General features: G+C 55.0%; 21 protein-coding genes. 10 read left to right on the top strand and 11 right to left on the bottom strand.

The features are described from left to right. Positions 1 to 99 precede the first annotated feature (99 nt). The 3 genes from cysG to nirB all read right to left on the bottom strand — a co-directional run bounded on the left by cysG (position 100) and on the right by nirB (position 4449). The gene (gene cysG, locus WB237_RS19755; protein WP_336215643.1) at positions 100 to 1473 is read right to left on the bottom strand and encodes a siroheme synthase CysG; all 1374 of its coding nucleotides are present in this window, start codon (positions 1471 to 1473) and stop codon (positions 100 to 102) included. 109 nt (positions 1474 to 1582) lie between these two features. Further along, positions 1583 to 1909, bottom strand: coding sequence for a nitrite reductase small subunit NirD (gene nirD / locus WB237_RS19760; protein ID WP_114979362.1), 327 nt, complete (start codon positions 1907 to 1909; stop codon positions 1583 to 1585). Next, the gene (gene nirB / locus WB237_RS19765; protein WP_336215647.1) at positions 1906 to 4449 is read right to left on the bottom strand and encodes a nitrite reductase large subunit NirB; all 2544 of its coding nucleotides are present in this window, start codon (positions 4447 to 4449) and stop codon (positions 1906 to 1908) included. The genes nirD and nirB overlap by 4 nt, the downstream gene beginning before the upstream one ends. A gap of 239 nt (positions 4450 to 4688) precedes the next feature. Here nirB and WB237_RS19770 point away from each other — a divergent pair, with 239 nt between their 5' ends. Next, complete coding sequence (locus WB237_RS19770) at positions 4689 to 5990, top strand: cytosine deaminase (RefSeq protein WP_336215649.1); 1302 nt, start codon at positions 4689 to 4691, stop codon at positions 5988 to 5990. Positions 5991 to 6008: 18 nt separating this feature from the next. Here WB237_RS19770 and tsgA read toward each other — a convergent pair whose 3' ends face one another. Next, positions 6009 to 7193, bottom strand: a complete 1185-nt coding sequence (gene tsgA / locus WB237_RS19775; protein ID WP_028018006.1) for an MFS transporter TsgA — start codon at positions 7191 to 7193, stop codon at positions 6009 to 6011. 277 nt (positions 7194 to 7470) lie between these two features. On the opposite strand from tsgA, the gene ppiA reads away from it, so the two are divergent. From ppiA to argD, 4 genes are all read left to right on the top strand, one after another. Next, a complete protein-coding gene (gene ppiA / locus WB237_RS19780) occupies positions 7471 to 8043 on the top strand; it encodes a peptidylprolyl isomerase A (RefSeq protein WP_014885514.1) in 573 nt (190 codons plus the stop codon). A 104-nt stretch (positions 8044 to 8147) separates the two neighbouring features. Beyond that, complete coding sequence (locus tag WB237_RS19785) at positions 8148 to 8732, top strand: putative adenosine monophosphate-protein transferase Fic (RefSeq protein ID WP_336215654.1); 585 nt, start codon at positions 8148 to 8150, stop codon at positions 8730 to 8732. Between the two features lie 30 nt (positions 8733 to 8762). Then, complete coding sequence (gene pabA, locus WB237_RS19790) at positions 8763 to 9326, top strand: aminodeoxychorismate synthase component 2 (protein WP_336215656.1); 564 nt, start codon at positions 8763 to 8765, stop codon at positions 9324 to 9326. 87 nt (positions 9327 to 9413) lie between these two features. Further along, positions 9414 to 10634 carry a bifunctional acetylornithine/succinyldiaminopimelate transaminase gene (argD, locus tag WB237_RS19795; RefSeq protein ID WP_336215658.1) on the top strand — a complete coding sequence of 407 codons (1221 nt, stop codon included), beginning with the start codon at positions 9414 to 9416 and terminating at the stop codon, positions 10632 to 10634. On the opposite strand, the gene WB237_RS19800 is transcribed toward argD, so the two are convergent. Both WB237_RS19800 and crp read right to left on the bottom strand, forming a co-directional pair. Continuing rightward, a complete protein-coding gene (locus WB237_RS19800; RefSeq protein WP_336215700.1) occupies positions 10631 to 12718 on the bottom strand; it encodes a YccS/YhfK family putative transporter in 2088 nt (695 codons plus the stop codon). The genes argD and WB237_RS19800 overlap by 4 nt on opposite strands. A gap of 57 nt (positions 12719 to 12775) precedes the next feature. Continuing rightward, positions 12776 to 13408 (bottom strand): cAMP-activated global transcriptional regulator CRP, encoded by a 633-nt coding sequence (crp, locus tag WB237_RS19805; protein ID WP_000242758.1) that lies wholly within the window; start codon positions 13406 to 13408, stop codon positions 12776 to 12778. A gap of 311 nt (positions 13409 to 13719) precedes the next feature. On the opposite strand from crp, the gene WB237_RS19810 reads away from it, so the two are divergent. Then, a complete protein-coding gene (locus WB237_RS19810) occupies positions 13720 to 14124 on the top strand; it encodes an OsmC family protein (protein WP_336215702.1) in 405 nt (134 codons plus the stop codon). Between the two features lie 66 nt (positions 14125 to 14190). Here the strand turns inward: WB237_RS19810 and WB237_RS19815 are convergent, their stop codons facing one another. From WB237_RS19815 to WB237_RS19830, 4 genes are read right to left on the bottom strand one after another with little or no spacing between them, the layout of a single operon-like run. Continuing rightward, entirely contained in the window at positions 14191 to 15060 is an 870-nt protein-coding gene (locus tag WB237_RS19815) for a phosphoribulokinase (protein WP_028018000.1), read from the bottom strand. 30 nt (positions 15061 to 15090) lie between these two features. After that, positions 15091 to 15309 (bottom strand): YheU family protein, encoded by a 219-nt coding sequence (locus WB237_RS19820; RefSeq protein WP_008503016.1) that lies wholly within the window; start codon positions 15307 to 15309, stop codon positions 15091 to 15093. Further along, on the bottom strand, positions 15306 to 16328 hold the full coding sequence (locus tag WB237_RS19825; protein WP_336215664.1) for a hydrolase: 1023 nt from the start codon (positions 16326 to 16328) through the stop codon (positions 15306 to 15308). The genes WB237_RS19820 and WB237_RS19825 overlap by 4 nt, the downstream gene beginning before the upstream one ends. A 22-nt stretch (positions 16329 to 16350) precedes the next feature. Then, complete coding sequence (locus WB237_RS19830) at positions 16351 to 18255, bottom strand: ABC transporter ATP-binding protein (RefSeq protein ID WP_336215666.1); 1905 nt, start codon at positions 18253 to 18255, stop codon at positions 16351 to 16353. 138 nt (positions 18256 to 18393) lie between these two features. Between WB237_RS19830 and kefG the strand changes: the two genes are divergently transcribed. The 4 genes from kefG to slyD all read left to right on the top strand — a co-directional run bounded on the left by kefG (position 18394) and on the right by slyD (position 21643). Further along, positions 18394 to 18945 carry a glutathione-regulated potassium-efflux system ancillary protein KefG gene (kefG, locus tag WB237_RS19835; RefSeq protein WP_014833523.1) on the top strand — a complete coding sequence of 184 codons (552 nt, stop codon included), beginning with the start codon at positions 18394 to 18396 and terminating at the stop codon, positions 18943 to 18945. Further along, complete coding sequence (gene kefB, locus WB237_RS19840; protein ID WP_336215671.1) at positions 18945 to 20750, top strand: glutathione-regulated potassium-efflux system protein KefB; 1806 nt, start codon at positions 18945 to 18947, stop codon at positions 20748 to 20750. Before kefG ends, kefB begins: the two co-directional genes overlap by 1 nt. A 13-nt stretch (positions 20751 to 20763) precedes the next feature. Further along, positions 20764 to 20964, top strand: coding sequence for a YheV family putative zinc ribbon protein (locus WB237_RS19845; protein WP_010436300.1), 201 nt, complete (start codon positions 20764 to 20766; stop codon positions 20962 to 20964). A gap of 94 nt (positions 20965 to 21058) precedes the next feature. Next, on the top strand, positions 21059 to 21643 hold the full coding sequence (gene slyD / locus WB237_RS19850) for a peptidylprolyl isomerase (RefSeq protein ID WP_126330680.1): 585 nt from the start codon (positions 21059 to 21061) through the stop codon (positions 21641 to 21643). A gap of 51 nt (positions 21644 to 21694) precedes the next feature. Here the strand turns inward: slyD and WB237_RS19855 are convergent, their stop codons facing one another. Next, positions 21695 to 21913, bottom strand: coding sequence for a protein SlyX (locus WB237_RS19855; protein ID WP_008503009.1), 219 nt, complete (start codon positions 21911 to 21913; stop codon positions 21695 to 21697). Positions 21914 to 22144 lie beyond the last annotated feature (231 nt).

The raw sequence follows: 22144 nt of genomic DNA on the forward strand, positions 1-22144 counted from the left end.
GAATAAAGGGGAAAGTTCCACTTCGGGGCGGTATGTTATCGACAGCAGTAAGAGGGGAGTAGTCCGCTTAAAGACTACTCAGGGAAGGAATAATATGCGTTAGTGGTTGGAGAACCAGTTGAGTTTACCGCGCAGTTCCACCACGCGACCCACTACAATCAGAGCCGGGCTTTCAACCTGTTGCGCCAGTTCACCAAGCTGCGTCAGCACGCCATTTACCACGCGCTGCGTAATGGCGGTACCGTTTTCCACCAGTGCGACAGGCATATCTGCATCCATGCCGTGCTCAAGCAGTTTCGCCTGAATTGTGGCGGCCTGGTTCAGCCCCATATAGAACACCAGCGTCTGTTTTTCTGCGGCCAGGTTATGCCAGTCCAGCTCGCTGCCGGTTTTCAGGTGGCCCGTCACCAGACGCACGCTCTGAGCGTAGTCCCGGTGTGTCAGCGGAATGCCTGAGTAGGCTGAGCAACCGGATGCCGCCGTAATGCCCGGCACGACAGAGAACGGAATACCCGCGTCACACAGGGTTTCCAGCTCTTCACCGCCACGGCCAAAGATAAACGGATCACCACCTTTCAGACGCACCACGCGTTTTCCCTTTTGCGCCTCGCGCAGCAGGATCTGGTTAATCTCTTCCTGCGGCACGCAATGGTAGCCCGCGCGTTTGCCTACGAAAACACGGTCGGCGTCGCGGCGAACCAGGTTCATGATGTCATCGGAGACCAGACGATCGTAAACCACGATATCGGCCTGCTGGATCTGCTGGAGACCTTTCAGTGTCAGTAAGCCCGCATCTCCCGGCCCTGCACCCACCAGCACCACTTCACCGCGGTGATCCAGCGGTTCGCTCAGCAACTGTTCGGTCGTCTCTTCAACGGCTTTCGTGTCCTGATTCGCCAGCGACTGCGCCAGCCTGTCGTTGACAAAGAATTTTTCCCAGAACCGACGTCGCTCAGCTACGGTTGCGAAGGTTTGCTTCACGCGTGAACGCAGCTGCCCGGCATAATGCGCAATCTGACCAAGATGCTGTGGCAGCACGGCCTCCAGTTTTTCCCGCAGCAGACGAGCAAGTACCGGCGAGCGGCCACCGGACGACACCGCAATCATCAGCGGGGAACGGTCGATAATCGACGGCATGATAAAGCTGGCTTCCTGTGGCGCATCCACCACGTTACAGAAGATACGGCGCGCTTCGCAGGCATCGCTGACGCGCTGGTTAACGGCATCATCGTCCGTCGCGGCAATCGTCAGCCAGCAGGTATCCAGCAGGGATTCATCAAACGCCCCCCGCTCCAGCGTGAGCATTCCTTCCTGGGCCCAGACCTCAAACTGTGGCGCAAAGTCGAGGGCGTTGACAGTCAAACGGGCACCCGCTTCTAACAGCAGACGCGCTTTGCGTTCGGCCACATCGCCGCCGCCCACGAGCAGGCAGTCGCGGTTGCGTAATTGACAAAAAATCGGCAGGTGATCCACGACGTTACCTCGCAGCATTCATGGAGGGGGTAAGAATTGACGTCAGGATAACAGCAGGAATCGTAAGGAACATACGAATTTCCTGCCGTTATCCCTAAAAGGGCGGAGGTTAGCCTTTCAGCTGCACCTTGCCGTCCTTCACGCGAACGTCGTAGTGCTTCACGGAGTGGCTGGCATCTTCCATACAGTGTCCGTCGCTCAGGCGGAAACGTTGTTTTTTCAGCGGGCTGGCAACCCACAGTTCGCCCTGATGCTCCGCAATCAAGCCGCGGGAAAGGACGCTGGCCTCAAAGAACGGGTCGATATTGCTGATGGCAAAAACCTGTTCATCGTGGCGGGGACGGAAAATCGCGACCTGCTCTTTACCCAGCAGCGCGCAGACACCGGTGGCAGGCAGGATGTCGTTAATATTGCAGATGTTTACCCACTGGCTCATGCGTTTTCCTCCACCAGCGTGACCGGAATTCGTTCATACGATGTCGCCGGACGATGCTGTTCGCGCTCTGCCACAACCTGTACGTTAGGGTCGCGCTGGGTGCTGTTGATAAAGTGTTTGAAGCGCGTCTGTGCCGCCGGGGTGTTCACGGTTTCGGTCCATTCGCAAATCACCGCTTCGCGCAGGCGAGCCATCTCGGTTTCAAGCTGTTCGTTAAGGCCCAGTTTGTCGTCGATGATGACTGACTTCAGGTAGTCGATGCCGCCTTCCAGGTTGTCCAGCCAGGAAGCGGTACGGGTCAGCTTGTCGGCGGTACGGATGTAGAACATCATGAAGCGGTCGAGATACTGAATCAGTGTATCGTGGTCGAGATCTGCCGCCAGCAGGTCTGCGTGGCGTGGTTTCATCCCGCCGTTACCGCACACGTACAAGTTCCAGCCTTTCTCAGTGGCAATAATACCCACGTCTTTACCCTGCGCTTCCGCACATTCACGGGTACAGCCGGAGACGCCAAACTTCATTTTGTGCGGTGTACGGATGCCTTTGTAGCGATTTTCCAGCTCCACGCCGAAGCCCACGCTGTCGCCGACGCCGTAACGGCACCAGGTGCTGCCCACGCAGGTTTTGGCCATACGCAGCGCTTTGGCATACGCGTGGCCGGTTTCGAAGCCCGCTTCAATCAGCTGACGCCAGATTTCTGGCAGGTCGTCTTTCTGCGCACCAAACAGGCCGATACGCTGGGAACCGGTAATTTTGGTGTACAGGTTAAATTCACGTGCGATGCGACCTACGGCGACCAGCCCTTCCGGGGTGATTTCGCCACCGGCAGAGCGTGGGATAACGGAATATGTCCCGTCTTTCTGGATGTTTGCCAGGAAGTTGTCGTTGGTGTCCTGAAGCGGCGTATGTTCTGGTTTGAGAACGTACTCATTCCAGCAGGAGGCCAGCAGAGAACCGACGGTCGGTTTACACACTTCGCAGCCATAACCCTGGCCGTGTTTTGCCAGCAGTTCGTCGAAGGATTTGATGCCCTCCACGCGGATCAGATGGTAAAGCTCCTGGCGAGAGTAAGAGAAGTGTTCGCACAGGTTGTTGTTCACTTCGATGCCCTGTTTCGCCAGTTCGGCGTTCAGCACCTGGGTGACCAGTGGAATACAACCGCCGCAGCCGGTACCGGCTTTGGTTTCCGCTTTCAGTGCTGCTACAGTGTGGCAGCCTTTGTTGATAGCTGAAATCAACATGCCTTTGGTGACGTCGAAGCAGGAGCAAATTTGCGCGCTGTCTGGCAGTTTATCAACGCCGATAGACGGTTTGCCGCTTGAGGCGTGAGCAGGCAGGATCAGGGCGTCCGGGTTTTCCGGCAGTTCGATGGCATTCAGCACCAGTTGCAGCAGGTTGCCGTAATCGCTGGTATCACCCACCAGCACCGCGCCGAGCAGAGTTTTGTTGTCCTGGCTGACGATCAGGCGTTTATAGACTTCTTTGCTTTCATCGAGGTAGACGTAGCTGCGTGAGTTCGGGGTACGACCGTGCGCATCACCAATACCGCCAACGTCTACGCCCAGCAGCTTCAGCTTGGCGCTCATGTCTGCACCTTCGAAGGCGTTCTCCGTTCCGAGGATATGGTCTACGGCGACCTGCGCCATTTTGTAGCCCGGGGCGACCAGCCCATACACACGGTTGTTCCAGCTGGCGCACTCGCCAATTGCGTAGATGTCCGGATCAGAGGTCTGGCAGGTATCGTTAATCATGATACCGCCTCGCTGAGCAACGGCCAGGCCACACTGGTTAGCCAGCTTGTCGCGAGGACGTATCCCGGTGGAGAAGACGATAAAGTCCACTTCCAGCTCGCTGCCGTCGGCAAAGCGCATAGTTTTGCGCGCTTCAGTGCCTTCCTGGACGATCTCTTTGGTGTTTTTGCTGGTGTGAACCTTCACGCCCATGCTTTCGATTTTACGGCGCAGCTGGTCACCACCCATGTGGTCAAGCTGTTCTGCCATCAGCATTGGGGCAAATTCGATGACGTGAGTTTCAACACCGAGGTTTTTCAGTGCGCCTGCGGCTTCCAGACCCAGCAGGCCGCCACCAACTACTGCACCGCGTTTGCTGCGACGTGCACAGTTTTCGATGGCCTTGAGGTCTTCAATGGTACGGTAGACGAAACAATCCTGGGTTTCCGAGCCTTTAATTGGCGGGATCCACGGATAAGAGCCAGTCGCCATGATCAGCTTGTCGTAAAAAACCGTGCGTCCGGCGCTGGAGTGGATCACTTTTTCCTGGCGGTTGATGGTGATAGCGCGTTCTCCCACCAGTACTTTTACGCCATGCTTCTCGTAAAAACCCTCACGCACCAGAGAGAGTTCTTCGGCGGTATGATGGGAGAAGTAGGAAGAAAGATGCACACGGTCGTACGCCTTGCGGGGTTCTTCACAGAACACGGTAATATCGAACTGGGCAGCGTCAGCTTTATCGAGAAGATCCTCAATAAAGCGGTGGCCGACCATGCCGTTACCGATGATAGCGAGTCTGACTTTGCTCATTATTGCCTCGATTTCTTTTCTATTACTGCCTACCTTAACGATTCAGCTACAGCGCTTATTGATGCAAATCAAATACGTCTTCGCCTACTCCTTAGGTGGTATATGACTGATTTGTCAGGATTTTTATAAGTGGCGGAAATCGAAGGCTTTTCGTTGTCGTTGAATTTGTGTACAACTCAGAGACGATCGTTGAAAAATCGGTACGCCTGAATATCAGCTGCATTTTTTAGGGGGAAGGTATGTCTACAACACCGTTATGGCTTGTTCAGAATGTTCGTTTACCGGGTCGGGAAGGGCTGTGGCAACTTGCCATTGAGAACGGGCGATTTGGTGACATTACCCCAATGGATGATACCCACGACGAAAGTTATGAAGTCTTAAATGCCCGTGGAGGGCTGGCGATCCCGCCGTTTATCGAGCCGCATATTCATCTTGATACAACCCAGACGGCAGGTGAGCCGAACTGGAACCAGTCCGGCACGCTGTTTGAAGGGATTGAGCGCTGGGCGGAGCGTAAGGCATTGCTCAGCCATGACGATGTCAAAGTGCGTGCCTGGAAAACGCTGAAGTGGCAAATTGCCAATGGTATTCAGTTTGTCCGCACCCATGTGGATGTCTCCGACCCGACGCTTACTGCTCTTAAGGCGATGCTGGAGGTGAAGCAGGAGGTTGCCCCGTGGGTGACGCTGCAAATTGTCGCGTTCCCGCAGGAAGGTATTCTTTCGTACCCGAGTGGCGCGGCACTGCTGGAAGAGGCGTTAAAACTGGGGGCTGACGTGGTGGGGGCGATCCCGCACTTCGAATTCACCCGGGAATATGGCGTGCAGTCTCTGCATATCGCCTTCGAGCTGGCGAAGAAATATGACCGTCCGCTGGATATCCACTGTGATGAAATCGACGACGAGCAGTCCCGCTTTGTGGAGACTGTTGCCACGCTGGCGTATGAGGCCGGTATTGGTGCGCAGGTAACGGCCAGCCATACCACCGCCATGCACTCATACAATGGCGCGTACACCTCGCGGTTGTTCCGGCTGCTGAAGATGTCGGGCATTAACTTTGTGGCGAATCCGCTGGTGAACATTCATCTGCAGGGACGCTTTGATGATTATCCGAAGCGTCGCGGCATCACCCGGGTGAAGGAGTTACAGGAAGCGGGCATCAACGTCTGCTTCGGCCATGATGATGTGTTTGACCCGTGGTATCCGCTTGGCACCGGCAACATGCTGCAGGTGCTGCATATGGGACTGCATGTTTGCCAGATGATGGGCTATCCGCAAATCGACAGCGGGCTGAACCTGATTACACACAACAGTGCCAGAACCTTTGGCCTGAGTGATTACGGTATCGCAACGGGTAACCCGGCAAACCTGATAATCCTGCCGGCGGAGAGCGGATTTGAAGCGGTGCGCTGCCAGGTGCCGGTGCGCTGGTCGATTCGTCAGGGGCGGATTATTGCCACCACGCAGCTGGCGCAGACGTGGATCCAGATGGATAACGGGGGAGAAGAGGTGAGTTTTGCCAGAAACAGCCCCTCTGCTTAACGCAAAGGGGCAAGGCGATTAGTGAGAAGCTGCCGCCACGTTATGCTGGCGGTGGCGGGTCACGAAGCCCAGGACGAGGCACATGATAAACACTACGGCATACAGACCGTTCGCGGTGTGCAGCGCTGCCAGAGGACCGCTGTGCGCAACAATCGGGCCTGTGACGACGAAGGTCAGCATGGTGCCGATGGTGCCGCAGGTCAGCACGAAGTTAACCAGTTTTGGCGAGGCCACTTTGGTCTGCAGCGAGCCCAGGGTAATGATGGACGTGTAAATTGCGCTGGAGAAGAAGCCCAGGGTCAGAATGAACCACGGCATATGTTCCGGGGAACCGTTGATGAACAGATACATCAGCACGGTTGCCAGGCCTGCCAGCACGGTCAGGATGCGCTGCAGATCGAAGAAGCGCAGGATGAAGCTAAACGCCCACATGCCAAACATGTAAGACATCCAGAAATCACTCACCAGTTTGCCCGCATCGTTCAGGCTCATGCCGAGACCTTTAGCGTATTCCGGTACCCATGAGATAAAGCCCAACTGACCCAGGATGTAGCACAGGGCTGCAATGGAGAGGAACAGCACGCCGATGCCCCATTTCTCTTTCGCGACAGGTTCTGCCGTGGTCTGGGCTTTTTTGCCCAGCACCGGGAATTCACAGCCGAAGGTCAGAATAAAGATCGCCACGTAGACCAGCCCGATGCAGGCATAGACCCAGTACCACTCAATGCTGCGCGCCAGCAGAACAGCGGCGACCATCGGGAAAATCATCCCGGCCATGCTGAAGAAGGAGTCAGTAAACAGCAGACGTGCGCCGCGCTGACGGCCTTCATACATGTGGGTAATCAGGAAGGTACCAATCGACATGGTGATCCCGCTCACCAGACCGAGCACGAACATGGCGGCCGAGAACAGGGCGATGCTGTGGCTCAACATCAGACCCGCCACGGCGGCGACCATCAGCACAAAGCCAAAACGCAGCTGCGTTTTCAGCGGAACAATTTCCATCAGCCAGGCATTCAGGAAGATAGAAATCAGGATCCCCGCGTTGAGGAAAGTGAAAGTGTTACTCATGCTGGATACGGGCAGCTGGAAGTAGTCTGCGATGTTCCCCATCACCATCCCGGTGACGATCACCAACGCGCCGGTCAGGGCGTAGGAGAAGAAGCTGATCCATGTGAGCTTGATGCGATTGCTGTTAGTCATGTCTGGCCTGTTCAAAAAAGAAAAGCGCCCATCGGGCGCTGAGAGCGGGCAGATTTTAGACATTAAAGTGATCTATTCATATCTTTTCAGAGAAATTCATGATTCATTGCATATTTTTATGTGACTCAGATCACATAAAGTGGCGCTTAAACCAATCGTTTGCGTGGTTACAACTGTTTCAATTTCGTAAAATTAGGTAAAAGGCTGGTCTCCGTTCATACTGCTCTTTAGAATCAAGCCATTCGCTTTTTATACTGCGCTTTGTTAAGGAATTCTCATGCTCAAATCAACACTGGCGGCTGTCGCAGCTGTGTTTGCTCTTTCTGCCGTTTCCCCTGCTGCGCTGGCAGCAAAAGGAGATCCTCACGTCCTGCTGACCACCTCCGCCGGGAACATTGAGCTGGAACTGAATAGCCAGAAAGCCCCTGTTTCCGTGAAAAACTTCCTCGACTACGTGAACAGTGGTTTCTATAACAACACCACTTTCCACCGCGTGATCCCGGGCTTTATGATTCAGGGTGGCGGCTTCAACGAGCAAATGCAGCAGAAGCAGCCGAACCCGCCTATTAAAAACGAAGCGGACAACGGTCTGCTGAACAAGCGCGGTACCATTTCCATGGCGCGTACAGCAGATAAAGACAGCGCGACCAGCCAGTTCTTCCTCAACGTAGCGGATAACGCCTTCCTCGACCACGGCCAGCGTGACTTCGGTTATGCCGTCTTCGGTAAAATTGTGAAAGGGATGGATGTGGCGGACAAGATCTCTCAGGTGCCTACCCATGATGTCGGCCCATACCAGAATGTGCCGTCAAAACCTGTCGTTATCCTCTCCGCAAAAGTTCTGCCATAACGTTTTTTGACACGGGCGTCCCCCGCCCGTGTTTTGCCCCTCCCTGCGAAAGCGCGTTTTGCTGCTTATACTTGTGGCAAACGGACTATTCAGGGAGGCGTTAAGTGAAAAAACTCACCGATAAGCGAAAATCCCGTCTCTGGGAACAGCAACGTAACGTCAATTTTCAGGCCAGTTGCCTCCTTGAAAAAGGTAATGGTCCTTCAGAACCTCACATTGAGACGTTTGAACTGGGGCCTTCAGCTCCCGGTTTGCCCCATCTGTGCCATATTCACCGCCATTTGTATCGCAGAGAGATGAAACGGGCAGGCGAGTTCCGCACCGCCGATATTGCTAAGGGCGACATTCCTTTTTGTCATTTCGAGTACATCGAGAAGATGGGGAATGAACTGATGGAGGCACTGGAAAACGACAAATATCTGGTCGGCCTTCCGAAAGAAGCGTTTACAGGCAAAGTTAGCCATTACTATTGTGAAATCAACATGCTGCATCCTTTTATGAGCGGCAATGGCATTTCTCAGCGCATCTTCTTTGAACAACTGGCGATCCACGCCGGTTACATGCTGGACTGGCGCGATATCGATCCGGAGCAATGGGTGGTGGCCAACCAGAGCGGTGCAATGGGGGATTTGACGGCCCTGAATGCTATCTTTGCCAAAGTAGTGAGCGAAGCACGGGAAACTGAGTAGAATAGGGCGGCATTTTTTTCGGGAGCCGCCATGATTCTGCTGATTGATAACTACGATTCCTTCACCTGGAACCTTTACCAGTATTTTTGCGAGCTGGGTGCAGAGGTGGTTGTCCGCCGCAACGACGAAATTAGCCTGGCGGATATTGAAACACTGGCTCCGCAGAAAATCGTGATTTCACCGGGGCCGTGTACGCCGTCGGAATCGGGCATTTCTCTGGATGTTATCCAGCAGTATGCCGGCAAGCTGCCGATCCTCGGCGTCTGTCTTGGCCATCAGGCCATTGCCCAGGTGTTTGGTGCCACTATCGTGCGCGCTGCTAAAGTGATGCACGGTAAAACTTCTCCGGTCACCCACACTGGCGTTGGGGTATTTACCGGGCTCAATAATCCGTTAACCGTGACGCGCTACCATTCACTGGTGATTGACCCGTCGACGCTGCCTGACTGCTTTGAGGTGACCGCCTGGAGCGATACGCAGGAGATCATGGGGATTCGTCACCGCGAATGGGATCTCGAAGGCGTGCAATTCCACCCGGAAAGCATCCTCAGCGAGCAGGGACACGCGCTGCTGGCAAATTTCCTTAATCGCTGAATATCTGTTGCCTTGTTGTGATTTTTTATGCATATTTTGTGATTATATTTTCACAATCAATGTGGCATAAAAATGGATGGTCATGACATGGCAACTGAACAACCCGCAATTACCCGCGCAACATTTGATGAAGTAATCCTGCCGATTTATGCACCGGCTGAGTTTATCCCGGTAAAAGGAGAAGGTAGCCGCGTTTGGGATCAGCAGGGCAAAGAGTATGTTGATTTCGCGGGCGGTATTGCAGTGACGGCGCTGGGCCATTGCCATCCTGCCCTGGTTGAGGCGCTGAAAACCCAGGGCGAAACGCTCTGGCACACCAGCAACGTTTTTACCAACGAGCCGGCATTACGCCTCGGCCGCAAGATTATTGATGCGACGTTTGCCGAGCGCGTGCTGTTCATGAACTCGGGCACCGAAGCCAACGAAACCGCCTTCAAGCTGGCACGCTACTACGCAACCACGCGCCACAGCCCGTACAAAACCAAAATCATTGCCTTCCACAATGCCTTCCACGGACGCTCCTTCTTTACCGTCTCCGTCGGCGGCCAGCCGAAGTATTCCGACGGATTTGGCCCGAAACCGGCCGACATCGTCCATGTGCCGTTTAACGATCTGCATGCGGTGAAAGCGGTGATGGACGACCACACCTGCGCGGTTGTTGTCGAGCCGATCCAGGGGGAAGGCGGCGTGACGGCGGCCACGCCGGAGTTCCTGAAAGGCCTGCGTGCGCTGTGCGATGAGCATCAGGCGTTGCTGGTGTTTGATGAAGTGCAGTGCGGGATGGGACGTACCGGCGATCTGTTTGCCTATATGCACTACGGCGTGACGCCGGATATTCTCACCAGCGCCAAAGCGCTCGGCGGTGGTTTCCCGGTGAGTGCGGTACTGACGACTCAGGAGATTGCCTCCGCGTTCCACGTTGGTTCTCACGGTTCCACCTATGGCGGGAACCCGCTGGCGAGTGCCGTGGCGGGCGCGGCATTTGATATTATCAATACACCTGAGGTTCTGAACGGCGTCAGCGCCAAGCGCGAGCTGTTTGTGAAACACCTGCAGCAGATTGACGATCAGTTTGATGTGTTCAGCGAGATCCGCGGGATGGGGCTGCTGATCGGTGCCGAGCTAAAACCGCAGTACAAAGGTCGTGCGCGCGATTTCCTGCATGCCGCCGCCCGCGAAGGGGTGATGGTGCTGAACGCGGGACCGGATGTGATGCGTTTTGCACCGTCGCTGGTGGTAGAAGACAAAGACATTGAAGATGGATTAACCCGTTTTGCCGCGGCAGTCGAGAAAATCGTAAAAGGTTAATACTCCGTCCGCTTTAATATCCGCGTTAACCAAATCCCGTGATGCGGACGCTGACGCCATGCCACCGACGAAATGGTGTGCATGGTGTTCAGATGCCCCAGAACGCGCTGTAAATGCTGCTCCAGGGTGCTCATTGGCCCGTGGGTTAACGTCTCCGGCGCTTCCAGAATATTCGAGTCGCCCGACTCGCCCGGCGCGTCATACTCCAGACGCTGCTGACACCGCTGCAATGCAATTTCACACGACTGCAAATAGCGCTGCGCCAGATCCGGCGTCAACATCGTGTGCTCGCGCGCCAGCGTGGTCATGGCGTTAATGTGCTCGACGATAAACTGGCTGTGTGTCACCCAGAGTTTCATATCCGCCAGATAGTGTGAATTAAAGCCCGGCTCCTGCATTGCCTGGTTGAGTGAGTTAAACAGGGCGTTGTGCGCCTGGTTAACCTTCATCCGCTGATACGCCAGCGGAGAGGGTTGCGGATCGTCGCTCAGGATCAGACGAATGGCCTGCTGGTCGGCCTCCAGTGCATCGTGGGCGTTCTGGCGCAACAGTCCGCTTTGCCATTGCGGCCACAGCCAGACCATGCCGCCAAAGGCAATCAGGCAGCCAATCAGGGTATCGATCAGTCTGGCGACAATAAACTGTTCGCCATTGAGCGTGAGCAGTTGCAGGGTGTATACCGCCGTTACCGTAAAGCCCACCATCGCCCAGCCGTAGTTTTTGCGGATAATCAGGTAGCTTACCAGCGTAATTATCAGCATTCCCGCCAGGGTATAACCTTCCGGTACGTGAAAGTGCAGCGTGACGCCTGCGATAATCAGCCCGGCCATCGTTCCGCCCGCCCGGTGCAGTATACGCACGCGCGTGGCACCGTAGCCGTTCTGGGTGACAAACAGCACGGTCATTAAGATCCAGTAGGGTTTAGGCAGATGCAGCGCCATGCCCATCAGGCTGGCGGTACTGAGCATGACGCTAATCCGTGCGGCGTTGCGCAGAGCGGACGATTTAAGAGACAGATAGCTTCTGAGCGCCGGCAATAACGGTAGACGTTTTTGTTTATCCGCCATGAGATCGCGGGGATAAAGCGGGCGTTGGGTGCGCAACACGCGGGCGATACGGCTGAAATGCCAGGCGGCAAACTGCCCCACCGGGTTGTCCTCATGCTGGCGGGCGATTTTCTCCAGCGCGCCGAGTTGTTTGTCCATGTTAAAACGCGTGGGATAGCGGTGATATAAAATGTCATCAGCCAGCACCCGCAGACGCGCAGAGACGGTTTGCGCATTCCAGCGGATCACCGCTTCGGCATGGCTGCGCTCGACCAGCTTTTGCACTTCCTGAGGATGGTGCAGGCTAACAGAAATATGCTCTTGCAGATCCAGCCCCACCTGGAAGGTACGCAGCAGCCGTTTGTATTCGTGATTCTTGTTGGCGGCGAGCATATGCAGTTGCTGATAACACTGGCTTATCAGATCCACCACCTTTTGCTGGCGCGTCAGCAGCGGCGGTAACGATTTTTCCGGATCGGTGTGCTGGGTGAGCAGGGTGTATTTGGCCTCGCAGTAATCCGCAAGTTGCACATAGAGCAGGCTCAATGATTCACGCAGGGGCTGTTCCCGCCACAGCCAGAACCAGAACCAGTTAAACAGGCCATACCACAGCGTGCCCAGGGTGTAGATCAGTAGCGGCTCCCACACCGGCATGTTCCCCGCAAGGCTCAGCGTGAAGATGGCCGCTATCAGTGAGGCGGGAAGCAGGCGCGCATGAAGGGCGCTGATTTCGGCAGTGACGCCGAGCGTCATCGCCAGCACGGTCAGGATCAACGGCAGCGGAACATCGCGGGCCAGTAAAAGCTGCACGGCGAGGCTACAGCCAGCAAACAGCGAGCCGCCAATAATCAGACGTTTAAAAAAGCGCTTATGCGGTGTGTCCAGGCCAGCAATGTTGCAGCAGGCGGGCACGAGAGAAAACAGCAGACCTTGCTGAAGATGTCCGAGGATCAGGCCGATGGCTACAGGAAGACACAACACCAGCGTTTGTCGCAGTGCATAGTTAACTTCCGGGTGATAAATCAGCCTGCGCCACATGGGGAAGAGAGACAAAAACGGCGTGACACCTTGCGATGGCACGCCGTTTGAGTGGAATTAACGCGTTCCGTAGACCACGATGGTTTTACCGTGGGCGGAGATCAGGTTCTGATCTTCCAGCATTTTCAGAATACGGCCCACTGTTTCACGGGAGCAGCCGACGATCTGGCCGATCTCCTGACGGGTAATTTTAATCTGCATGCCGTCAGGGTGGGTCATCGCATCGGGTTGTTTTGCCAGGTTCAGCAGAGTCTGCGCGATACGACCGGTAACGTCCAGGAAGGCGAGGTTACCCACTTTCTCAGATGTCACCTGCAGACGGCGAGCCATCTGGGAAGAAAGACGCATCAGGATATCAGGGTTAACCTGAATCAACTGACGGAATTTCTTGTAAGAAATTTCAGCCACTTCACATGCTGTCTTTGCACGAACCCAGGCACTACGTTCCTGGCCTTCTTCAAACAGGCCCAGTTCACCGATGAAATCGCCCTGGTTCAGATAAGAAAGGATCATCTCTTTCCCTTCTTCATCTTTGATCAGCACTGCCACCGAACCTTTTACGATGTAATACAACGTTTCCGCTTTTTCACCCTGGTGAATCAGCGTGCTCTTCGATGGGTACTTATGAATGTGGCAATGAGACAAGAACCATTCGAGAGTCGGGTCTGTTTGCGGTTTGCCAAGCACCATGCGCTGTTATCCTCTGTTATAAGCTGTCACCAGAGTCATCAGATGCATCCGGACTCTGGGGTTGCAATCGAATTCTTACCCATACCCTGGGAAGTCGGCTATCGTAACGTTTCGCAGCCAGTAAAGTTTGATGTCCTCTGCATACATGTGTAACGTCAATGTATTACTGTAGCATCCTGAGTGTTTTAGCATAGCTTTCGCCGCGTGTCTCCTGGTGTCTCGCTTCAGCATGATGCAGGTCGCCTTCCATTGCGAGAAATGTAACGCACGCGTAATCTGTCACCAAAAATGCAACGTTGGAGTTAATGAATATGCAAGCGCGCGTGAAATGGGTTGAAGGTTTAACGTTCCTGGGCGAGTCCGCTTCAGGGCACCAGGTTTTGATGGATGGTAACTCCGGCGATAAAGCACCAAGCCCGATGGAGATGGTATTGATGGCTGCCGGTGGATGCAGCGCGATTGATGTGGTGTCGATTCTGCAAAAAGGTCGTCATGATGTGACGGATTGCGAAGTTAAACTCACGTCGGAACGCCGTGAAGAGGCACCACGCCTGTTCACCCATATTAACCTGCACTTTGTGGTCACCGGTAAGGAACTGAAAGACGCGGCCGTTTCACGCGCGGTGGACCTGTCTGCGGAGAAGTACTGCTCTGTGGCGTTAATGCTGGAGAAAGCGGTAAAAATCACCCATTCGTATGAAGTGCTCGAGGCGTGATTGATGGGGCATCGTGCGTGTTGATGCCCTCACCCTAACCCTCTCCCACCGGGAGAGGGAATATGATCACGCGATCTGCTTCCCTTCCATCAACCGCTGTACCAGCGGCGTCATGATGAGCTCCATCGCCAGCCCCATTTTTCCGCCCGGCACCACTAATGTATTCATGTGCGAAATAAACGAGCCCTGCAGCATGGCCAGCAGCCAGGGGTAATCAATGCCTTCGAGGTTGCGAAAATGGATCACCACAAAACTCTCATCCAGCGACGGGATGCTTTTCGCCGCGAATGGGTTGGAGGTGTCGACTGTCGGTACTCGCTGGAAGTTAATATGGGTACGGGAGAACTGCGGCGTCAGGAAATTAATGTAATCCTCCATGGAGCGCACCACGGAGTCCATCACCGCTTCTCGTGAATGGCCGCGCTCGCTCATGTCACGCGTCAGCTTCTGGATCCACTCCAGGTTAACGATTGGTACCACGCCAACCAGCAGATCCACATGGCGCGCCACGTCGTGATGGGGGGTTACCACGCCGCCATGCAGCCCTTCATAAAACAGCACGTCGGTGGGTTCCGGCAGGGGTTGCCAGGGTGTAAAGGTACCCGGCACCTGGTTCCATGGCACGGCTTCATCGTAAGTATGCAGATACTTGCGGGATTGCCCTGTGCCGCTCTTGCCATATTCGACGAAGGTTTGCTCCAGCAGGCCGAAGTCATTGGCTTCCGGGCCAAAGTAGCTGATGTGTTTACCCAGATCGCGCGCTTTACGGATGGCCATGTCCATCTCCGGGCGCGTATAGCGGTGAAAGCTGTCGCCTTCGACCTCCGCCGCACGGAGATTCAGCTGGGCGAAAATCTTGCGAAATGCGAGGCTGGTGGTGGTGGTTCCCGCACCACTCGACCCCGTAACGGCAATAACCGGATGTCTGGCAGACATAGCAACTCCCTGACTGGAAAGGTTGAAAGATCAGCCGTGAAACGCGTTGCGGGGCATGATATTGACCGTCTCATGCAGTTCTGACCATACCAGCACCACGTCGCCGCTTTTGAGCTGGCGCTTTACATCGTTGACCTTTTGCTCGAGCGAGCGTTCTTGTTCACCATAATCTGTGCCTTCGCGTAATACAAAGCTTTCAATCAGATTATCGAGCGTTTCGGGAGCCAGATCCTGCCAGGGAATGATCATTTTGCACCGTCCAGATACGGGGTTAACCAGTCAGGAATACGCGTCTCAAGCCACATTTTCGGGCGACGCAGTGTGCCACCGATAAACCCGACGTGGCCGCCATGCTCCGTCAACTGATAGTGAACGTTGTCGGGCAGGAATTCCTGAGCGGGAATAGAATGATGATCCATAAACGGGTCATCTTTGGCATGAATGATCAGCGTCGGCTGCGTAATCTTGCTGAGCAGCGGCATGGCGCTGCACTGACGATAGTAGTCAATCGCGTCGGCAAAGCCGTGGATTTTTGCGGTGATCAGATCGTCGAACTCGCGAATGCGACGCACCTTTTTTAACTGACGCAGACTTATCGGAAGCGTCTCCGGGTAGGCTTTCAGTTTGCGCGCCGCGTTTGCTTTCAGCAGGTTAAGCAGGTAGCGCTGATAGACGCGGGAAAAACCTTTATCCATATGGTAGCTACACTGCTCCAGCATAAATGGCGCAGAGACAATGACGGCGGCATCCAGCGGGACGCTTTCGCCCTCTTTGGCCAGCAGACAAGCCAGCATATTCCCGCCCAGCGAGTAGCCCACGGCTGCCGTTGGCACGGTGCCATAGTTTTCCCGCAGCCAGTGTAAAAACCACGTACCGTCCTCGGTTTCACCCGAGTGATAAATGCGTTTCTGGCGATTTGGCTCGCCGCTACAGCCGCGAAAATGCATCACCACACCGAGCCAGCCACGCGCTTTTGCCGCCTCAATTAACCCGTGCGCATACGGACTGTGCAGGCTACCTTCCAGACCGTGAAAGACCACCAGACGCGGCTTTTGGCAAGCCTGTTCCGGTTCCTCGCTCCAGGCGAGATCCAGAAAGTCTCCGTCCGGTAAATCCAGCCGTTGCCAGTGCGGGGTGAACTGAACCTTGCGACGGATAAGCCGTGGCAGCATGGTTTGCAGGTGGCGATTGGACACGCCGCGCATGGGCACGAACTCAGCGCTCTCTTCAGTAGCTATGTCGAAGTCTGATGGAATGATTTGGGTCATAACGATGCGATGCTAATTCTTGTCAGTTATTTACTATAATCGCTTCCAGCTGTTCCTGAGCGTCCAGCCATGCCATCTCGCACTCTTCGAGGCTGGATTTCGTTTTGGCCTGAGTTTGCAGACAGTCAGTCAGCTCAGCTTTACGGCTCTGGTCATACAGACCGCTGTCGCCCAGCTTCTCTTCAACGGTAGCGAGTGTAGCATTAAGTTTTTCCATCTCTTTTTCGAGACGGGCGATCTCTTTGCGTAGCGGCTGTGTCTGGGTGCGAAGTTCCGCTTCGCGACGCTTTTGGTCTTTACGCGCCTGCGCGCTGTTGGCGTTCTCTTTCGCGGACTCTTCCGGCTGGTTTTCCAGCTTCTGCACGTCGGTCAGCCACTGCTGGTAGTCTTCCAGGTCACCGTCGAATGGTTCAACTTTGCCGTCATGCACTAAGTAGAGATCGTCGGTGGTGGAGCGGATCAGGTGGCGATCGTGCGAGACGACAACCAGCGCGCCTTCAAACTCAATCAGCGCTTCAGTTAGCGCCTGACGCATGTCGAGATCCAGGTGGTTAGTCGGTTCATCAAGAAGCAGCAGGTTCGGACGCTGCCAGACGATCAGTGCCAGCACCAGACGGGCCTTTTCGCCACCGGAGAAGCGCTCGGTGTTTTCGGTGACTTTATCACCCTGGAAGCCAAAACCGCCGAGGTAGTCACGTAGCTTCTGCTCCATCTCCTGCGGCGCCAGACGCGCGAGGTGCTGAATCGGGGATTCATCCGCGCGTAAAAATTCCAGCTGATGCTGGGCGAAGTAACCCAGCTTGATGCCCTTCGCGAGACCGATTTCACCGCTGACCGGGTTAAGCTCGCCCGCCAGCAGTTTGATCAACGTTGATTTACCTGCACCGTTGCGTCCCAGCAGGCCAATGCGCGAACCTGGCACCAGATTGAGCTTAATGGAGTCGAGAATAGTGCGTTCGCCGTAGCCCGCGCTGACTTTTTCCATCTTCAGCAGTGGGTTCGGCAGGCTTTCCGGCGCGCGGAAGCTGAAGTGGAACGGGTTATCCACGTGCGCCGGGGCAATCATCTCCATGCGTTCCAGCATTTTGATGCGGCTCTGGGCCTGTTTCGCTTTTGACGCTTTGGCCTTGAAGCGATCCACGAAACTCTGCAGGTGCGCCACGCGCTGCTGCTGGCTTTCGTACATGGACTGCTGCTGGGCAAGACGCGTCGCGCGCTGGCGCTCGAAGGAGCTGTAGTTGCCGGTGTACTCGAACATCGTTTGCTGTTCGATATGAATGATTTTATCCACCACCGGGTCGAGGAAGTCGCGGTCGTGGGAGATCAGAATCAGAGTGCCCTGATAGCTCTTGAGCCACTTCTCCAGCCAAATAACCGCATCGAGATCCAGGTGGTTCGTCGGTTCATCAAGCAACAACAGATCAGAGCGGCAGATCAGTGCCTGCGCCAGGTTGAGGCGCATACGCCAGCCGCCCGAGAAGTCGCTGACCGGGCGTTCCAGCTGTTCATTGCTGAAGCCCAGGCCGTGCAGCAGGCTGGAGGCGCGGGAGCGAATGGTCCATGCGTCGATGGCGTCCAGCTTGCCGTGAACGGTGGCGATGGCGTGACCGTCGTTGCGCTCGTTGGCGGCGTTAAGTTCCGCTTCCAGCTTACGGTATTCACGGTCACCGTCGATAACATAGTCGAGAGCTGGTTCGCTCAGGGCGGGCGTCTCCTGGTTCACCCAGGCGAGCTGCCAGTTCCCCGGGAAGGTAAAGTTACCGCCATCCGCGCTAATCTCGTTTTTCAGCAGCGCCAGCAGAGTGGATTTACCACAGCCGTTTTTGCCGACCAGACCCACTTTTTGGCCTGGGTTGATGGTTGCAGTGGCGTTATCCAGCAGGACGCGCACGCCGCGACGAATTTGTAACGAGGAGAAAACAATCATAGAAGCGCCGTATGTTCCGACTATGTTAATTTGTCATTATGATAATGTAAGGTGTGGGCTATTTTCCGCACCGGGCCGCCATGGTAGCCCAAAACAACGACGATACACAAAAACAGAAACAAGACCGGGAGGGGAATGATGTCTCAGACAGCAAAAGTGCTGCTGCTGTATGCCCATCCGGAATCTCAGGACTCGGTGGCAAACCGGGTGCTGCTTAAGCCGGCCACACAGCTCAGTAACGTGACGGTGCACGATCTTTACGCGCACTATCCTGATTTCTTTATTGATATCCCTTACGAGCAGGAACTGCTGCGTCAGCACGACGTCATTGTGTTCCAGCATCCGCTTTATACTTACAGCTGCCCGGCGCTGCTCAAAGAGTGGCTGGACCGCGTGCTGAGCAGGGGATTCTCCAGCGGGGTAGGGGGCAACCAACTGGCGGGAAAGTACTGGCGTAGCGTTATTACTACCGGTGAACCGGAAAGCGCATACCGTTATGACGGGCTGAACCGCTATCCGATGAGTGACATCCTTCGTCCATTCGAACTGACGGCAGCGATGTGCCGTATGCACTGGATGAGCCCGATTATTATCTACTGGGCGCGGCGTCAGGATCCGAAAGAACTGGCAAGTCATGCCAGAGCGTACGGTGAATGGCTGGCATCACCGATTCCGGCAGGAGGTCGTTAATGGAAGGATCGAATCTGCTCCTTGCCGGAGTGCTGTTTTTATTTGCGGCCGTCGTCGCGGTTCCGCTTGCTGCACGTATTGGAATAGGTGCAGTGCTGGGCTATCTGCTGGCAGGGATAGCAATTGGCCCCTGGGGGCTTGGATTCATCAGCGATGTGGATGAAATCCTCCATTTCTCCGAGCTGGGTGTGGTGTTCCTGATGTTCATCATCGGCCTGGAACTGAACCCCTCTAAATTGTGGCAACTCAGACGCTCTATCTTCGGTGTGGGTGCCGCGCAGGTGCTGTTCAGCGCCGCGATTCTGGGTGGCCTGTTAATGCTGACCAACTTCTCCTGGCAGGCGGCGGTGATCGGTGGGATAGGTCTTGCGATGTCGTCGACGGCAATGGCACTCCAGTTGATGCGCGACAAAGGGATGAACCGTAGCGAAGCAGGGCAACTGGGTTTTTCGGTGCTACTGTTTCAGGATCTGGCGGTGATCCCTGCATTGGCACTGGTGCCCCTGCTGGCAGGCTCCGGCGACGATCACTTTGACTGGGCTAAAATCGCCATGAAGGTGCTGGCCTTCGCCGGTATGCTGATTGGCGGACGTTTCCTGTTACGCCCTGTGTTCCGCTTTATTGCCGCGTCGGGCGTACGTGAGGTGTTCACCGCTGCGACGCTGCTGCTGGTGCTGGGATCGGCGTTGTTTATGGATGCGCTGGGACTGTCGATGGCGCTCGGGACCTTCATTGCCGGGGTGCTACTTGCCGAGAGCGAATATCGTCACGAACTGGAAATTGCCATCGATCCCTTCAAAGGGCTGCTGTTAGGGCTTTTCTTTATTTCGGTGGGTATGGCGCTCAACCTTGGCGTTCTTTATACCCATCTGCTGTGGGTTGTCGTGAGCGTTGCCATTCTGGTGGCGGTGAAAACACTGGTGCTGTATGTCATGTCGCGCATTTACGGGCTACGCAGTTCGGAACGTATGCAGTTTGCCAGCGTATTAAGCCAGGGAGGCGAGTTCGCGTTTGTGCTGTTTTCCACTGCATCTTCCCAGAAGCTGTTTAAAGATGATCAAATGGCTCTGCTGCTGGTGACGGTCACGCTGTCCATGATGACTACGCCGCTGTTGATGAAGCTTGTGGATAAACTTTTGTCACGCCGCCTGAATCCAACTGATGATGAAGACGAAGCGCCGTGGGTGGAAGACGATAAGCCGCAGGTGATTGTGGTGGGCTTTGGCCGTTTCGGACAGGTTATCGGACGTTTGCTGATGGCGAACAAAATGCGCATTACGGTACTGGAGCGTGATATCAGCGCGGTTAATCTGATGCGTAAATATGGCTACAAGGTGTATTACGGCGATGCGACCCAACTTGAGCTACTGCGCTCGGCGGGAGCGGAGGCAGCAGAGTCCATCGTGATTACCTGTAACGACCCGGAAGACACGATGAAGCTGGTGGAGCTGTGTCAGCAGCATTTCCCGCATCTGCATATTCTGGCGCGTGCGCGGGGACGTGTTGAAGCTCACGAATTGTTGCAGGCGGGTGTGAAACACTTCTCCCGTGAGACGTTCTCCAGTGCGCTGGAGCTGGGCCGCAAGGCGTTGATCTCGCTCGGTATGCATCCACATCAGGCGCAGCGCGCTCAAATGCACTTCCGCCGGCTGGATATGCGAATGCTGCGTGAGCTGATGCCGGTACATACGGATACCGCGCAGATCTCACGCGTGCGGGAAGCGCGTCGCGAGCTGGAGGAGATTTTCCAGCGAGAGATGCAACTGGAACGACGCCAGCTTGATGGCTGGGATGAATTTGAATAAAGGGTAACGAAAGATGGCTGTACGTAAACGCTTTATTGCGGGTGCAAAATGCCCGACCTGCCAGGCGCAAGATACTCTGGCGATGTGGCGGGAAAATAATATTGATGTTGTTGAGTGTGTTAAGTGCGGTCACCAGATGCGTGAGGCTGATAAAGAGGCCCGAGATCACGTTCGCAAAGAAGAGCAAGTGATCGGGATTTTTCATCCGGACTAGCGATATGCCCTGAGTTTTTTTAAGCTAAAGGGTACACGGGTGCAGATTTCCGCTACAATCTGCGCCAGCAATTTTCCCACGCTCAGGAGATATCATGAAAGTAGCAAAAGACCTGGTGGTCAGCCTGGCCTATCAGGTACGTACAGAAGACGGTGTGTTGGTTGATGAGTCTCCGGTGAGTGCGCCGCTTGACTACCTGCATGGTCACGGTTCCCTGATTTCCGGCCTGGAAAACGCGCTGGAAGGTCATGAAGTTGGCGACAAATTTGATGTTGCTGTAGGCGCGAACGACGCTTACGGTCAGTATGATGACAACCTGGTTCAGCGCGTTCCTAAAGATGTGTTCATGGGCGTTGACGAACTGCAGGTTGGCATGCGCTTCCTGGCGGAAACCGACCAGGGTCCGGTTCCTGTCGAAATCACTGAAGTGGAAGATGACCACGTTGTGGTTGACGGTAACCACATGCTGGCTGGCCAGAACCTGAAGTTCAACGTAGAAGTTGTTGCGATCCGTGAAGCAACCGAAGAAGAGCTGGCTCATGGCCACGTTCACGGTGCGCACGGTCACGACCACGATCACGGCCACGACGGCTGCTGCGGTGGTCACGGCCACGATCACGACCATGGTCACGACCACGGTAAAGGTGGTTGCGGTAACGGCGGCTGCGGTTGCCACTAATTCCGCCATGCGGAAAATAAAAAAGCGGGATAATCCCGCTTTTTTTACGCCTCAATAATGAGGTGGTGGCGTCTCTTCTGACTGAGAGGCAATGTTCGACGGCTGCGTGGCCTTCAGCTTTTCCGTCAGCAGGCGCATATGATCCCGCAGTTTTGCCATTTCGAGTTCATGTGCAGTCACGGTCTGGTTTAGCTCTTCGATGGTGATGTCCTGAAAAGCCAGGCGGCTTTCCAGCTCAGCCATTCTCGCTTCTATTGTTGTATCCTTCATCATTCACCTCGTTTATTTCTGATTCACCATAATGGCCCAGCGGCGGCGCAGTTTAACTGAGTTTATCCTGAAGTACAGTCTGCATCCCTTTGGCAGGAAACTTATTTAAACAAAAATAGTCTGAAAAGTGGCGAGAATTGGAAGTGTCTGTCTGTAGATTTCTTCCGCAACGTTTTATAGTACGTAACTCATTTACGTTTAACGCTGGGGTGAGAGTCCCCAGGCCCTGGA

The sequence above is a fragment of the Enterobacter sp. P82 genome (assembly GCF_037053385.1).
Lineage (GTDB): Bacteria > Pseudomonadota > Gammaproteobacteria > Enterobacterales > Enterobacteriaceae > Enterobacter.